The following is a 15752-nucleotide window of genomic DNA, read 5'->3' as shown; positions in this document are numbered from 1 at the left end:
GCTAGGGTTCAGCTAAGTAACTAGCCTGCCAACGGTCACCGTTACAGGGTCAAAACTGCGCGATTTTGCGAGAGTGCCATCACTCACTTATTTTATTCAACAATCTTCTCTGCATTGGCCTTCAAGTGCCGGTAAAGTAAGCCATCTCTTGCCAGGGTACTCGGATGAACAGCGTGCAGGTTTTACGCGGCCAGATACGGCCCGCTTTGATGGGATTGTTGATGGCGGTGGCGTGTGTCACGACGGTGCGAGCCGATGACAGCGTAGCACTGACCAGCATCGATCAGGTGCCGGAAGGTGTGGAAGTGCGCGGCAAACAGGTCGCGGCCTACACCTGGGACGACCATCAGGGTAAAAACCTGCTGGTACTCGCCGAACAAGTCAGCGAGCGGGACGATGATGGCACTCAATCGGCCTTCGTCTACGCGGCCCAGTACCTGTTGAGCGGCGATCACCCCAAGCGCGTGTGGATGCTCTACGACGATGTGCAGCATTGCCAGTTCGATGCGTCGCTGCGTTTTGACATGGCCGCCACCAAGGTCACCGACCTGGCCGGCGATGGCATCACCCAGGCTACCGTGGGCTATTCGCGCACCTGCACCAGCGACGTCAGCCCCAATGAATTCAAGCTGATCATGCATGTTGGCAAGTCCCGCAAGTACCGCCTGCGCGGCGTTGACCGCATTGGCGCGAGTTGGTGGGACGAGGAAGCCGGCGCCTTGCGTGGCATGCCACTGCCCAAGGATTGCAGTGTGGCTGCGCAGCAAGCGCTGGTCAGCCAGTACAAGGAGCAGGGCACCGAGCTGCCACTGCCGGGCTGTTATCGCGAAGAAAAGGATTTTGATAACGCACCCGACAGCTACCTGCCGTTTATGCGTCAACACTGGTTTGCGCTGATGCAAAAGCAGGACAGCGACTGGAGCCAGTCCCAGACCCAGCCTGCGGCGCAGGACCCGACCGAAGACGACGATTTGGCGCAGTGACTTTGTGCGAGGGCCGGTCCTGCGCTAGACTCGACCCTCGCCAATTCACTAAATACCTCGACTAAACAATAGTTTGCTTGAGGTATTTAATCCAAAGGCTGATCTACCTTGACTGAGTCTATCCGCAACCCCCTGACCCTTTATTTGACCCGCCTGGCGCCCTCCAGCCAATTGACCATGCGCTACGTGCTGCAGGACGCCGCCGACCGCCTGGGGTTTGAAGACGTCAACCTTGAAGACATCGACTGGCACTTGCTGCAGCCCGAACACGTGATCGCCCTGGTCGCCGCATTGCGCGAGGACGGCTATGCGCCGAATACGTCTTCGCTGTATGTGAACGCGGTGCGCGGGGTGATAAACGAGGCGTGGCGCCTGAGCCTGATCAGTCAGGACCACTTGCTCAAGATGCGCTCGGTCAAGTCCGCGCCCGGCACGCGCCTGGGGAATGGCCGTAATCTGCGGCGTACGCTGATCCGCGAAATGATGGACGCCTGTGCGGCGGACCCACGCCCCCAGGGCCTGCGGGATGCGGCGGTGATCGGCATTTTGTATGGGTCGGGGATGCGCAAATCGGAGTCGGTCAACCTCGACCTGGCGCAGGTCAACTTCGACGAGCGCAGCTTGCGCGTGACGGGCAAGGGTAACAAAGAGTTGATCAAATACGCCCCGGCCTGGGCGTTCGGCAAGTTGCAGGATTGGCTAGCGTTTCGTCGGGAGCAGCTTAAGGAAGGGGAGCAAGACGACACGTTTCTGTTTAATAGGATTCGCCGGGGGAGCCATATCACCCGCGAGCGGATTACCAAACATGCGATCTACTACATCGCGCGCCAGCGGGGTGAGCAGGTAGGTGTGAAGATTATGCCCCATGATTTTCGTCGCTCGTTTATTACCCGGGTGATCGAGGAACATGACTTGTCGATTGCGCAGAAGTTGGCGCATCACACTAATATTCAGACGACTGCCAGCTATGACATGCGGGATGATAACGAGCGGCGGCGGGCGGTGGATCGGTTTGATTTGTAGTGTGTGGGCCTGATGTAGCGAGTTGTCTGTATCGCAGGCAAGCCAGCCCACAGAGAAGCAGAGTGGTGAGGTTATGAAAGTTGTACTCGGTCAAAACTGTGGGAGCGGGCTTGCTCGCGAAGGCGGTGTGACCGTCGAATTATCGATCAACTGATACACCGCATTCGCGAGCAAGCCCGCTCCCACAGTTGGATCTCCCTACAGTCCCCAAAAGCGTCAAAGAATCGGCTTACCCCCCGTAACCGCATACCGCGACCCAGAGATATAGCTCGCCTCATCCGACGCCAACAGCACATAAATCGGCGCCACCTCCACCGGCTGCCCCGGCCGGCCCAGCGGCGTCTCGCTGCCAAAAGTCTTCACATCCTCATCCGTCATGGTCGCCACAATCAACGGCGTCCAGATCGGGCCCGGCGCGACGCTGTTCACACGAATCCCTTTATCCCCCAGCAACTGCGCCAACCCGCCAGTGAAATTGGCAATCGCGCCTTTGGTCGCCGCATACGCCAGCAACGTCGGCTTGGGCATGTCGGAATTGACCGAACTGGTGTTGATGATCGAACTGCCCGCCTTCATGTGCGGCAAGGCTGCCTTGCAGAGGCGAAACATCGCCGTGATGTTGATATCAAACGTCTTGACCCATTCCTCATCTTCAATCTCTTCAAGCGTTTCGTGGGTCATCTGGAACGCTGCGTTATTGACCAGCACATCAATACGGCCAAATTGTTCAACGGTCTTGTCCACCAGCGCCTGGCAGACGGATTTTTGCGCGATATCACCAGGCAGCAGCAGACACTGGCGACCCGCTTCCTCGACCCAGCGTGCGGTTTCTTGCGCGTCTTCATGCTCATCCAGATACGCGATGGCCACATCTGCGCCTTCACGGGCAAACGCTATGGCGACTGCGCGGCCAATACCGCTGTCGGCCCCGGTGATCAAAGCGATCTTGCCTTCCAACCGCCCCGAGCCTTTGTAACTCTGCTCGCCGCAGTCCGGATAAGGATCCATTTTCTTCTGCGAACCGGGCACGGATTGGGCTTGTGGGGTGAAGGGCGGGCGAGGGTAGTCAGTCATTTCTATCTCCATAGGTTTCGATAAGCGCTATGGGTTTAGTAATGAGGCCGCAGGTGATAGTTGTAGTGGATACGGGTCAGGCCCGACGAATGGTTGGCTTTAAACCGGTGCAAAAGCCGCGTGTTTGACGTCACGTCATGCGGGTGCTGGAGGCTCACCCGCAGAGCATTGGGCAGCAATCAGGAGGCGGGCGGGGCGCTCACCAAATGCGCCGGCAGACGGCGCAGCGTCCACAGCGTGACCAGCATTGCGGCGATGGCACACAGCGCGATCCCGATCAGCATGGGCGCGGGGGTGTGGTCGGCGAACACACCGACCAGCGTCATGGACACGGCGGCGGTGATCATCTGGATCGCGCCCAACAAGGCGGATGCCGACCCTGCCACGGCGCCGTGGTCCTCAAGAGACAACACGCTGGCGGCAGGCAGCAGCAAGCCAAGAAACCCAAAGCCGATAAACAGCAGCGTCATCATCAGTGCCAGATGATTGCCCCACAGTGTGGTGGCCGCCAGAGTCGCCATCACGCCTGCAACGGCGATCACTGACAGAAGAATCACCCGCGCCAGGCCATACCGCGCGCTCAGCCGCGCCGTAAGTTGGCTCATGGTGAAGAACGATGCGGCGTTCAGGGCAAAGCACAGGCTGAATTGCGTCGGCGTCAGGCCGAAATACTCGATGTACACGAACGGTGCGCTGCCAATGAACACAAAGAACGTCGCCAGCCCAAAGCCGCTGACCACCGCCAAACCGATGAATACCGGGTCGCGTAACAGCGCGCCGTAACTGAGGATCGCCGAGCGCAGGGTCTTGCCTGTACGGCGTTCGGCCGGGTGGGTTTCCGGCAACTGCACGACGGTCATTACCAGGCACAGCACCGACACAATCGCCAGGGCAGCAAACACTTCGCGCCAGCTCCAGAACGAGATCACCACGCTGCCAGCCAAAGGCGCGAGGATCGGTGACACGCTCATCACCAGCATTAACAGCGCCATCAACCGCGCTGCTTCATGGCCGGTGTACAGGTCGCGAACAATCGCCCGAGGAATCACCATCCCGGCACACGCCCCAAACGCTTGCAGGGCGCGAAAGCCAATCAGCACTTCAACGGTCGGTGCCAACGCACAGCCAACGCTGGCCACGGCGAAAATCACCAGCCCGGCATAGATCGGCGGCTTGCGCCCGTAGACATCACTGATCGGCCCGTAGAACAGTTGGCACACGCCGATGATCATGAAAAACACCGTGAGGCTCATCTGCACCGCAGCCGGCGAGGCATGCAGGCTGGCGCCGAGCGTTGGCAAGGCGGGCAGGTAGCTGTCGATGGCAAATGGGCCGATGGCGGTGATCAACCCCAGCAGCAAGGCGAGGTGGGCGATAGTTCGAGACATGGGAATTCCGGGGTACGGCGAAAGATCGGCCAGCTTAGAGAGTGGGTCGATGAGGTACAAGGAGGCGTTTGCGAGCAGCGCACTGCAGCGCCGCGATGAGCGACACACTGCTCACGTCATGAATCAAGGCAGGTTAAGAATCTGGCGGGTGATGGCCCTTGCAGTGTCGAAGGGTTTGACACTCTTGTTGATCTTCACCATAACGCTGGCACCGACCCACAATTGATAGAGGCTCTGCGCGACGTCGTGAGGGTCACCGGTGATGGTCAGTGAACCCTCAGCCACACCGACCTCAATGGCGTTCGCCAAGCGATCGGCAATTCCGGCTGTACCTCGCATGAGTACAGCACGCATGGCTTCGGAAAGGTCGGCAACTTCCACGCCCAACTTCACCGCCAGGCACTTGCCCTGGCAATCATGAAAGGACTGGGTGTCCTGCCAAAGGTCAAAGTAGCTCAGTAGCCGTTGCGCCATCGTCAGGTTTGGCTGAGCGAGCGTGCGATCGATATCACCGAGGTAGGCCTCGAAATAGCTCTCGAGCATGGCTTCGCCAAACGCGTCTTTGGAGCCGAAGTAGTGATAGAAGGAGCCCTTAGGCACACCGGCAGTGGCCAGGATCTCGTTCAGGCCCACGGCGGAATACCCTTTGGCGGCCATGATGCGCTGGCCTACATCGAGTATTCCCTGGCGGACGTCGGATGTTTCGCGGGTCTTTGGAATATTCATGGAGAAATGGTAGTGCCAAATAGTTGATCGGTCTACTTAGAGTTTCATTTTACGCGCGTCATGCAGCGGATTGGCAGAGATGCTCAGGCAGTGGACTCTTAGGTGTGTAACGAAAAAGCCGACCATAAAGGTCGGCATTTCAGGGAGGATGAGTGCTTCGAATACCAGGTCATGATGTTCAAACTTATGAGGATAAGGAGAAGGGTGGTGATTTGCTCTTAAGGAAGATGAAGGAGTGATAACTCAACTAAATGAGTATTTAGCATAGTTATATTATTTAGCTATTAGAGTAGAGTAGGGCACACCTAAACCTTAAGAGGATTTTCCGGCCTTTAAGAGAGCCTGGAAAGCTTCTGCAGTGGCTTGTTCCGCCTCTTTGATTTGGTTGAGAACCGCCATTAGGTGCTGGGAATTTTCTTCTTCTCGCGCCGAGTCTGGTAGATCAGCTAGGAGGCTCGACATTTTTTTTAGACGGTTCACTTGTGAGAATGCATTCGCAAGCCTGTTGTTGACTGTCTCGCTGAAGATGTCAGCTTTATCTAGGAATTGAGATGGTAGATCGATGGTGATTTTCGACGCTTGAGCAGCCAAATCTTTTCGGGCGTTTTCATCATTTAGCAGGTCCAGTAAGTATGTTTGGTCGCTATCAGAAGGCACCACATAGCATCTGAATTTTGCGATTTCTATCTGGGTAGCTCCAACCGGTGTTGTCATGATCTGAGCTAGGAGCTTCGCGCTTGCGGCCCGTTCACGTTTTCTTTGAGCCTTGTCAAAGCTCCAGATAATAAGTGCGATGATTGCAGCAGCAGCCGTTGCGACAGCAGCTACAGCGTCCCAGTCGATTTTCCATTCTGTACAAAGCCACATGCAATTTCTCCGTCAATTGGTGAGGCAGCGTTGTTCGGGCGGCATTCAAGCTCGCAGTGATCAGGATCGCCAAGCTGAAAGCAGGAGGCGCCGTCAGGCTTCAAATCTGACCGCCAGAGCCCTCCAGCTCCGTATAGGGCGGTTCGCATAATGTATATTATGTTAAATTGTGAATTACGTCTTATCCGATGTGCTCGCCTACAACATGAAACGGGTCATGAAAATCATCGCTGCTCAAAGAAGCTATTAGGCCAGCTGTTCATCACTGCATGTCCACGACCTATGGCCGAACGACCAACACCAACTGCTACTAGGAAAAGTTTGGTGAAATCTCAATCAGAAGATGATAAATACCTTTTCTTTCTTGCTGGCATGGTGCAATTGATCGCCGATGTTCCTGCTGTTGGTAGCGAAGCACAGAAACTCCTACCGGGCGTATGGATATTTTCGCAGTGAACTAATTGATGCCCGCAGCACGACCCAAGCAGGAGCCATAAACAATCGGCGTAAAAATGCCAACCAGAAGCCGAACGAGTAGGAACATCGCATCAGGTACGCTCAAGCCCAGGCATCAAACGCTGGGTACGTGATGTTTAAGGAGCTCTGCCGCGTTTTGCCCCAACTTAGGAATGCCAATGTTTGAACATGCCGACCTCAACGCGCTGATTGCCGGTTACGGCTACTGGGTAATCTTCCTGGGCTGCCTGCTGGAAGGTGAAACCGTTCTGATCCTCAGCGGTATGGCTGCGCACCAAGGCACCCTCCAATTGTTGCACGTGATCGGCTGGGCCACCCTGGGCGGTGTACTCGGCGATCAGTTGCTATTCTGGACCGGACGTTATTACGGGGAGCGCCTGTTGCCCAAGCTAAAGCGTCACCAGCCTGCAATTGAACGGGTCAAGGGGCTGATTCATCGCTACCCCACTACCTCGGTATTCGCCGTGCGCTTTCTGTATGGAATGCGTCTGGTGGGGCCCATGGTCATAGGTACAAGTGGTCTCGCGCCCTGGCGTTTCGCCCTGATCAATGTGTTAAGTGCACTGATCTGGGCCTCCCTGTTCGTCATCGCTGGCTACTGGGCTGGCGAAACCTTGCAGCGTGTATTTGGCGACTTGAAACCCTATCGACTTCCGATTTTCCTCACGATGATTGCAGTGGTCACCTTTGCGGCACTGGTGCGGTATCTGCGAAGCCGAACCAAGACATCACAGCGCTGATACTGGCCGGGAATACTGATCGTTGGCTGTAAGGTACTCGATCACCTCTTCAAGCGTGCCTATGTCAGGAGCAGCGTTCACTAACGCTTGCGAGCGACACCATGGGTAATCCAAACGCGATACCCAGTTCATAATGCAGTGCCAATCACTCGCATGCCGACCAGCTACTCAAGCACCAGCCCCACCTTTACCAACACCGGTTCGAGACCAGTAATGGGTACGGCAGCCAGGACCTGAATTTACAATTCGATCTCCGTTGGTGCGACACCTCAGTCCCCTCTATGAAGTCCCAAGAGCTTCGCCAGATCGGCAAACGATCTAATCATTAAACAGTGAACAGGTTTTGTTTAAAAATTTTGATGTATTCGCGTCTTTTTGAGTTGCACAAAACTGTGTAGCTTAGAGATCGCACCCAAGTCAACGAGTTAACTAATAGCGTTCGATGCCGCAATGGCAGCCTTAAGGTCCAATCATAAAATTATGACAAAACATAGCAACTATCCGAACATGAAAAATTATTAATGTCCCGTGTGTTCTGTTTACACATCCTGTCTAGTGCCCTAGCATTCTTCAAACAGGAGTGATTGAGGTTTGTTTTTTATTCAAGCGCTGCCATCAATTTGAAATAATTAACATGCTAGTTAATCGACTTGCTGGAGATCGGAACTTGGAAACAATGATCGATGCTATTTTGTCTGCTCTGGATAATCCACAGCACAGCGCACCGCAACGGATCACTGTTATAGAAGAGAGCGGCGAAGAAAAAAGCATTTCCTATGAAGAGTTGGCGCAACAAGCGTTAGCTGTTTCTTCTGCGTTGCTCGAGTTTGGGGTGGCACGCAAGGATCTAGTACTTCTGGCTCTGCCGGCATCCATTGATCAATTGGTGCTACTGACAGGATGCATTTTGATCGGCGCCCTGCCCTGCACCGTCGCAGTGCCTGGGAGAATGACAGCAGACTCTCCGCAAAACCAGATTTACGTGGCTTGCCAGATGTTCGCGCCGCGCATGTTGATCGCTTCCGCCAACAACCTACCCAGACTGCAGAATTTGCTTGCTCACATGCCAGTGCGTGTGGTCTCGACCGCAGAGCTGAGCGTCGCTGCCAGCGCAGGGTTTCCGATCCGCGTTGAACGTTGCGACCCAGACAGCGGCCATCATGTGCAACTGACCTCGGGTTCGACCGGCCTGCCCAAGGCAGCCATATTGAGCCATCGCAATGTCATCGCCAACGTATGCGGAATTGGCGGAGTTGTTGGCTACAGTGCTGAGCGTGGCGACGCCTCTGCGTCATGGTTGCCGCTGTACCACGACATGGGGATGGTGACGTTACTGTCGAACATCTATTGCAAGGCGCCCCTGCTGTTGATGCAACCAGCGAGTTTTATTCGTAACCCGCTTGGCTGGCTCAAGCGCATGGCCCATTTTGGAGCAACCACTACTGCGGCTCCGACCTTCGCCCTGCAATATTGCATCCGCCGATACCGCGAAGCGTCGATGAAGGATATCGACCTCAGCAAGTTGCGTAATATCTTTATCGGCGCTGAACGGGTGGATGAAGTCTGCCTGAGAGACTTTGCTCAGACGTTCGCGCCGCACGGTCTTTCACGCTCTGCACTGCAACCTTGTTATGGCATGGCGGAATCGACGCTCGCGGTAACAATGCATGACACTACCTTTGATTATGACGCCCAGATACTTGGCTACGTTATTCCTGACCGTATTGACTCACGTACGCTGATCGAGGATTGGAAGGCACGCCGCGCCGACGATGACAGTCAGAAAGTCGAAACCGTGCTGTCTATGGGGCGCCCGATTGTCGGTATGCAGGTCTGCGTGAGGGCCCCGGACGGTACCGATTTAAATGACCGCGAAGTTGGCGAAATTTTCATACGCGGTTCTTCGATCATGTCCGGTTATCTTCCCGTCAAAGGCAAGACCGAGCAGTACAAGAGCAACGACTGGCTGGCCACCGGTGATATAGGCTATCAGGTGGATGAACACTTGTTTGTCCTCGGCCGTCAGAAAGAACTCATCATCATCCGTGGCAGCAATTATTTCCCGCATGAGTTCGAAGATGTCGCGTCATCACACCCATTACTCGCCAGCGGTGGCAACGCGATAGCTGCCTTCGGCGTATATGACGAAACCCAGGGTACCGAAAACCTGGTGATTCTAATCGAACTTGAAAAGAAACAGTCTCAAACCGATCTGCACAGCCAACTTCAAGCCCAGTTGCGCGATATATTCGGATTTGGCGCCCATGTCATCACTTTCGTGCCAGCCGGAAGTTTGCCACGCACCACCAGTGGCAAACTTAAACGCCTGGAGTGTCGTAACGTCTATATCCAAACAGCGTTGAACAACAAAGACACCATTGATACAGCACCGCTTATTGTCGACAGTAAAATAGAACCAGTGACTGCACACCTCTGACGCCATGTAACTTTAAAATTCTGGATCACTCATTATGCAACTATTGACGCAAGGCATTGATACGAGTCAGCCAACCCCTTCATTGTTGCAACTTTGCGCAGAGCCGGTTCTGCACCGATTGTCGATATATGGCGAACTTCCTCAACAGCTGATCCAGATTATTTCGCGCGCCACGGTGCGTCTTATGGATTCAGATATGTTGATTGCACAGACGCTGAATAACGATGCGCCTGCCGAACCCTTGAACAGGCCCTCGGTGGCACTCACGCAGCCCACTCATGAGTTGGAACATGTTCTGAAGCGTATCCAGCACGACGGTCTGGCGTTGCACTACCGATCTTTCATGCAGAACTTCGCCCATTTGTTTTCGCTGTTCCTGACACCGGATCAGTACGACAGGGCACGCGCCAGTATCGATGGCGGCAGCGCCCTGCGCTTCCTGATGAGTGATGCCGGGGGCCCTACCCTCAATAGCTGGCGCACGATCGCCGAGCCGGAAGGTGATGGTTTCAAGCTGCATATCGACAAAGTATGGGGCATGTATGCCCACCTTGACGGCATGGCAATCGTGGCCGCCCGCACCCCCGGCTCGTTTTTTCCTTCGGCCTTCCTGGTGTGGCCCGATCAGTACAAGAAACTCAAGCCAACCCTCTGCGGCGCGCCCTTCCTTGGCGATGTCGTGCAGTTGGCGAACGTCAGGGGCACGGTGCAGGTTTCCCAGGATGACCGCCTGAAAGTGGGCGGCCCTGCCGTGCTCAACAAATACCTCACGACCGTACGGCCTTTCCTGGTGCGCGCGCTGATGGCTCATGTGCAATGGCTGGCGAGTCAGGGACGCATCGAACTGACCCGGGAAGAACGCGCATCATGCGAGTTCATCGCCGCCGCCGCCCGCACCAAGACACAATCAGAGCGCTACGAGAGCGAAGACGTACATCGCGTGCTCGCCCTCAAATTCGCCTGCAATGAACTGCTTTTGCATCTGGTCAGCCGCAACGCCGTGACGAGTTTTCTCGACCAGCGTGATCTGCTGGCGTTCACCAAAATGGAAGGCAGCTCTTACCGCTGTTATCACGAATTGCGCGCCAGCATGCGCCGCGTGGCCAAGCCTGTTTCCGAAGCACTCTAACCCCTCTCAATCAAGGAGAAGCACCTGTGACCACTAAGACTGAAACCCTCAACACTCTGGAACTCTTGAAGAAGGAAGCCGCCAAGATCCTCAACATCGAAACCGTCGATACACATGTCGGCCTGGGCGAACTCGGCATCGATTCGCTCAACGTGGTTGAACTGATCGTTTACTGCGAACAGCTCTACGGATCCATTGACCCTGAGCAACTCAATATCACGCAGTACACCACCCTGGAGCAAATCGATACGCAGTTGCACCAGCAACAACAAGAAGCTTGATCGCCAGCCAACCTCATACCAGAGACTCAACATGTCCCTTGCCTCACCGCCATCGCTTTGCGCCTTACCGGCTTTCAGGGTACATACGGTAGCGTACCGGCGCACAGAAACACCTTTTGTGTCGTCCCAGGTGAACACGGTGGATGCAGCGTTGGCGTTGGGGCAACGAGTCGGCGATGAGGCCTGCCTTTATGCAAGCGATGCAGGCCCTATCGACGATTACGTGGTGAGTTCCACGGTGCTGTCACAGTTTTTGGCCGACGGTTCGCCACACGCGGCATATTTCCAGCAAGCGATAGCCAGCCGCTACGGTCGCCTACCAGACTGGATTACCAACGCCTATGAATGCACTGGCTGGGGCTTCATCCTGCGGTACATCCAGGGGAAGGCGCAGTTCAAAGGCCGTCGCAGGTTGTTACTGCAGATTGTCGATACGGATATTCACAACTTCACTTACTGGTTAGGCAACAATCGCTGGGGTAATTCCGGTTTTGGCATATGCACGTTAGTTATTGACGTGATTCCAGATGCCAAAAACATGTTGGTCATCGGCACCTCAAGCCAGGCTAATGCGCTGCTGCAATTGGGGCGAAGCCTGCGCAGCTTTACCGAAGGTCGGCCTGGTTTAGGCATCGCGGTGCCTTTCTTTCCAGAGATGTCCCGCCGCGCGCTATTCAAGTGCTTCGATACCACGTCCGTGCACGCTGATCATTACCCACGATTCGGGCACTCATTCGGCAGCGACCCGTGGCTTTCGCTGTTGGCAGAGCTGGGCGAGGGTTCCGTAAACACCGGCAGCGACTGCATCGTGTCGTCGCTGGCGATGAATGGCTATTTTTCGATTGCTCAGATAAGTCTCGCACCCGATATGCACTATGCATTGGAAGGTGAATCATGAGTAGCGCGCAGACCTGCTCGCTGCTACTGCAGCGCAATCCTGATCGTAACCTTGCTATCCCTTGTTCGGCTCGCAATTTGCCACTGTTCGAAACCCAGGACTATGCACGCAGAAGTGCTTATGCCCACGACAACACCACGCCTGTCCTTGTTAACAACCAGCAGTACTACGCCCTGCTCTCCACGCTGGCCCAGCATGTCTGGGATAACAGTGGTGAACACACGCTGCTCCTGATGCAAGTTCGGATGCCCTCCATCGACCTTGCGTTGCCAACTAACCTGCTCGATCCACGCGTGACGCTGGGCGCCCATTTATGGAGCGAAGCCTTGTTTTGGGCACGCCAGCTACAGACGCCGGTGATCTGGGTTAGCGCCGAGAATATTCGGCGCGACCTGTGGGACGGCGGTGATAACTGCTTGCAGTTCGCCGGCTGGAATACCCCACAAACGTCAACCATCAGCGACTGGTTCTTGCCCGACCTTGACTACTTGGCGGTTCGGGTGCCGCCATCACCTGTTCGTGAGCAGTTCACAACATCTCAACCGATATTCATGCAAGTACAGGGGTGACCATGCACACAGAGCACGCACAGATATTGGATGACAGCCAGCCGATCAAGTGGAATTTCTCGGTCGACGCTTACATGTCGCAGACCTACGATTTCAGCGATGACAACTTGAATGCGCTGTATCAGAAAACCAAGGCCAACCAGTGGGATGTCAATACCGACATCGACTGGAGTTACGAGCTCAATCCAGACAATCCACTGGGTATGCCAGACGGAACGCTGCTGATCTACGGCACTGATATCTGGAACAAAATGAATGAAAAAAACCGTGCCGAAATTCGCCATCACTCACAAGGCTGGACGCTCTCGCAGGTACTCCACGGTGAACAGGCAGCGCTGATTTGCGCGGCGAAACTGGCGGTGGCAGAAGAAAGCCTTTCGGCCCGCCTGTGCGCCGCCGGACAAATCATCGATGAAGCCCGGCATATCGAAGCATTTGGCCGCTTGGTGAACAGCAAGCTGCCGATCAGCTACCCCATGAGCAAGGCGCTCAAAGGCCTGCTCGAAGACACCATTACCAGCAGCAAGCTCGACATGACCAACCTCGGTATGCAAGTGCTCGTCGAGGGCATTGCGCTGTCACTGTTTCAAAGCATGGTCGCCTACACCAAAGACCCTTTTATCAAGGACTTGATGACCCGTATCCAGCGCGATGAAGCCCGCCATTTTGCCATTGGCCGCATCACGCTGGGCCGAGTTTACAAGGACATGACCGCTACTGAACGCAAGGAACGCGAAGAGTTTGTGATTGAAGGCGCCTACACCTTGTACGAGCACCTGTGCGCCGACGACATCTGGGAACCGATGGGCTTGTCCAAAAAAGAGTGCGGCCACCTGGTCAGGAACTCGGAAGTCGCTAACTCCATGCGCCGTTCCATTTTTCGACGGCTGGTGCCAACCATCCGAGAAATGGGTTTGCTGACGCCCCGTGTGAGCGATGCTTTCGAGAAGCTCAAAGTGCTGGACTACGCCGCAATGCCTATGCCGGTCTGACAGGAATACAGCCATGACGTCCCCAACTACCGCTGCGAAAACCCGTCCCCTCCCCTACACGATCGGCATTGAAGCCGCCGCGTACGAATTGCCCGGCGAGCGTCAGGATATCAATGACTGGGGGCCGCAGCACAGGTTGCCAGCCGAACGGATTGAGGTGATCCGCAAAGCGGGTTGCCGTTATTTCCATGTTGCACCGGACATAGACGAGGTCGAGCTGGCTAAACGTGCCGTCGCTCGCCTGCAAGATGAGCAAGGCTTCAAGGCAGGCGACATCGGCGCGTTGATCCATGTGCATACCGGGCTGTATAGCGTCCCGCCGGCGCCACGCAGTCTGCCGATGGAAGTGGCGACGGCCTTCGGCATAAAGCCGATCTGGGCCGGCTCAATAGCACAGCTCAATTGCTCGTCGATCAGCGTAGCCATTCAGATGGCCAATGCCTTGATGAAGGTGCATACCCAATTGAACTCGGTGTTGATTGTCACTTCCGACCGGGTGTTTATCGAACGTTACCGCGTGCTGCAGGCGAGCATATTGAGTGATGGCGCGGCTTGCTTGCTGGTCGTTCGTAACAGCCTGCGCAACCGGGTCGGTGCAACGGTGGTGCGCAACTATGGCAGCTGGTATTTGGGCTCCGTGACCAACAACAATGTGAAAAAGCAAATGTTCAATTTGGAGTGGCACTACACCCGCAAAGTCATGCAAGAAGCGGTGGCCCAATGCGGCATGGCACTCCGCGATTTTTCCTGCATTTTGCCCTACAACTCCAACTATTCCGGCTGGAATGCCTTCTGTAATGCGATGGCAATTCCACTCACCGCGCTTTACTCCGACAACATTCTGCTCAAAGGCCATTCCTTCGGCTCGGACCTTGCGATCAACCTCGCCGATATCGGCTTGAGCAAGGTCGATGAGGGAGCGCACCTGATGAATATTACGGAATCGGACAACGGTTCTTTTTCGGCATTGACCCTTCATCCGGTGAACTGAAATGACAATGACCGACGTCTCCATGCCTGTTCGGTGCGACGAATCAACGAGCGACCTACGGCTGCTGGATCTGAAAACGCCCTGCTATGTACTGGACCCGACAGTGGTACTGGCGCGTTTCGCCGATTTGCGCGCGCGTCTGGGTACACCTTTGATTGTTTCGCTCAAGGCCAATCCCAATCTGGACCTGTTGATCCGTTGCGGCCACGCATTCACCGACGGTATTGAGCTGGCCAGCATCGGCGAACTCGATATTGTCGCGGGTCGCATCAACGCGCCCAAATACGTGAATAACCCGTCAATGGATGAGGTGTTCATGCGCGCCGCCCTGGCCTCGCGCTGCACCTTCATTATCGACAGCCTGGAGCAGGCACAGCGACTGATTAAGGTGATCGGCACACACCCTGCGCCGAACACGGTATTGCGCTTGAATGCGGGCCTGCTGGTCGCCTCAGGCAAACACCCGGCGGACCATTTCGGCATGAGTCAACACGACGCCCTGCTGACAGCCGGTGCATTGTCTCAGGCAAACGTGCCGGTCATTGGCCTGCATACGTTTGCCGGCTCCAACAGTTTTCACAGCGATGACACGGGTGCCGCCGACCTTGCCCATGCGCTCGCCGCCTTCGCGCTGCACATAGCTCGGCTCACCGGCATGCCGATTGAGTTTCTTAACGTCGGTGGCGGTTTCGCCGACCACTACGCCAGCCAGCCCCACAAGTTTGAGGCTTATCGCCAACGCATCGCACCGTTGCAACGCTTGTTTAAGGTCGTGCACGAATCCGGGCGCGGCATCTTCGCTGGCGCAGGCACCTTCGTTACCCGTGTTCGTTCGGTAAAAGCGCTGGGTGAACGCTACGTGGCGGTCTGCGACGGCGGGTTGAGCCACAACTTCCTGCTGGCCAAAACTGAATCCATGTTGAAGAAATACGCCACGCCGCGCGTGCTGCGCCGTCAACCGCCGCCGGTTGACTCGGCGCAGTTGCCGATCCAGTTCGTGGGCAGCACGTGCAGCCGCGCCGACGTGATCGGTTGGAGCGATGGGGTGTCGGCCCCACCGAACGTGGGCGACCTGGTGATCTTCGACAATTGCGGCGCCTACAACCAGACGTACAGCGTCAGCGGTTTTCTATCGCAGGGCTCGGCGCACACCTATATCCACGAATCCTAGGGACGC

The 15752-nt window shown here is 55.7% G+C and carries 16 protein-coding genes; 12 read left to right on the top strand and 4 right to left on the bottom strand.

Annotation, left to right across the window (positions count from 1 at the left end; all coding sequences use genetic code 11):
• Positions 1-164: 164 nt before the first annotated feature.
• Complete coding sequence (locus Q7C20_RS00695) at positions 165-983, top strand: M949_RS01915 family surface polysaccharide biosynthesis protein (RefSeq protein ID WP_348055160.1); 819 nt, start codon at positions 165-167, stop codon at positions 981-983.
• A 108-nt stretch (positions 984-1091) separates the two neighbouring features.
• A complete protein-coding gene (gene xerC, locus Q7C20_RS00690; protein WP_375064449.1) occupies positions 1092-2006 on the top strand; it encodes a tyrosine recombinase XerC in 915 nt (304 codons plus the stop codon).
• 216 nt (positions 2007-2222) lie between these two features.
• Here xerC and Q7C20_RS00685 read toward each other — a convergent pair whose 3' ends face one another.
• The 4 genes from Q7C20_RS00685 to Q7C20_RS00670 all read right to left on the bottom strand — a co-directional run bounded on the left by Q7C20_RS00685 (position 2223) and on the right by Q7C20_RS00670 (position 6061).
• Positions 2223-3080: a glucose 1-dehydrogenase gene (locus Q7C20_RS00685; protein WP_375064447.1), complete on the bottom strand. Its 858-nt coding sequence runs from the start codon at positions 3078-3080 to the stop codon at positions 2223-2225.
• 179 nt (positions 3081-3259) lie between these two features.
• Entirely contained in the window at positions 3260-4468 is a 1209-nt protein-coding gene (locus tag Q7C20_RS00680) for a multidrug effflux MFS transporter (RefSeq protein ID WP_375064445.1), read from the bottom strand.
• Between the two features lie 123 nt (positions 4469-4591).
• A complete protein-coding gene (locus Q7C20_RS00675; protein ID WP_375064443.1) occupies positions 4592-5194 on the bottom strand; it encodes a TetR/AcrR family transcriptional regulator in 603 nt (200 codons plus the stop codon).
• Between the two features lie 312 nt (positions 5195-5506).
• Entirely contained in the window at positions 5507-6061 is a 555-nt protein-coding gene (locus Q7C20_RS00670) for a hypothetical protein (RefSeq protein ID WP_375064441.1), read from the bottom strand.
• 324 nt (positions 6062-6385) lie between these two features.
• Here Q7C20_RS00670 and Q7C20_RS00665 point away from each other — a divergent pair, with 324 nt between their 5' ends.
• From Q7C20_RS00665 to Q7C20_RS00620, 10 genes are all read left to right on the top strand, one after another.
• Complete coding sequence (locus Q7C20_RS00665) at positions 6386-6517, top strand: hypothetical protein (protein ID WP_375064440.1); 132 nt, start codon at positions 6386-6388, stop codon at positions 6515-6517.
• Positions 6518-6696: 179 nt separating this feature from the next.
• A complete protein-coding gene (locus tag Q7C20_RS00660) occupies positions 6697-7278 on the top strand; it encodes a DedA family protein (protein WP_375064438.1) in 582 nt (193 codons plus the stop codon).
• Between the two features lie 676 nt (positions 7279-7954).
• A complete protein-coding gene (locus Q7C20_RS00655) occupies positions 7955-9715 on the top strand; it encodes an AMP-binding protein (RefSeq protein WP_375064841.1) in 1761 nt (586 codons plus the stop codon).
• A 34-nt stretch (positions 9716-9749) separates the two neighbouring features.
• Positions 9750-10844, top strand: coding sequence for a hypothetical protein (locus Q7C20_RS00650; protein ID WP_375064436.1), 1095 nt, complete (start codon positions 9750-9752; stop codon positions 10842-10844).
• A 26-nt stretch (positions 10845-10870) separates the two neighbouring features.
• Positions 10871-11125: an acyl carrier protein gene (locus Q7C20_RS00645; RefSeq protein ID WP_348055145.1), complete on the top strand. Its 255-nt coding sequence runs from the start codon at positions 10871-10873 to the stop codon at positions 11123-11125.
• Between the two features lie 139 nt (positions 11126-11264).
• Positions 11265-12023, top strand: a complete 759-nt coding sequence (locus tag Q7C20_RS00640; RefSeq protein WP_375064434.1) for a hypothetical protein — start codon at positions 11265-11267, stop codon at positions 12021-12023.
• Positions 12020-12592, top strand: coding sequence for a hypothetical protein (locus Q7C20_RS00635; RefSeq protein ID WP_348055141.1), 573 nt, complete (start codon positions 12020-12022; stop codon positions 12590-12592). Before Q7C20_RS00640 ends, Q7C20_RS00635 begins: the two co-directional genes overlap by 4 nt.
• A 2-nt stretch (positions 12593-12594) precedes the next feature.
• Positions 12595-13584 carry a ferritin-like domain-containing protein gene (locus Q7C20_RS00630; RefSeq protein ID WP_348055139.1) on the top strand — a complete coding sequence of 330 codons (990 nt, stop codon included), beginning with the start codon at positions 12595-12597 and terminating at the stop codon, positions 13582-13584.
• A 13-nt stretch (positions 13585-13597) separates the two neighbouring features.
• A complete protein-coding gene (locus Q7C20_RS00625) occupies positions 13598-14575 on the top strand; it encodes a hypothetical protein (protein ID WP_375064431.1) in 978 nt (325 codons plus the stop codon).
• A gap of 7 nt (positions 14576-14582) precedes the next feature.
• A complete protein-coding gene (locus tag Q7C20_RS00620) occupies positions 14583-15746 on the top strand; it encodes a PLP-dependent decarboxylase (RefSeq protein ID WP_375064429.1) in 1164 nt (387 codons plus the stop codon).
• The last annotated feature ends 6 nt before the right edge of the window (positions 15747-15752 follow it).

It is taken from the genome of Pseudomonas sp. AMR01, from assembly GCF_041946035.1.
GTDB classification, from domain to species: Bacteria; Pseudomonadota; Gammaproteobacteria; order Pseudomonadales; family Pseudomonadaceae; genus Aquipseudomonas; species Aquipseudomonas antarctica_B.
The sequence above is the reverse complement of the archived record's forward strand: the minus strand, read 5'-3'. Positions and strand labels throughout refer to the sequence as shown.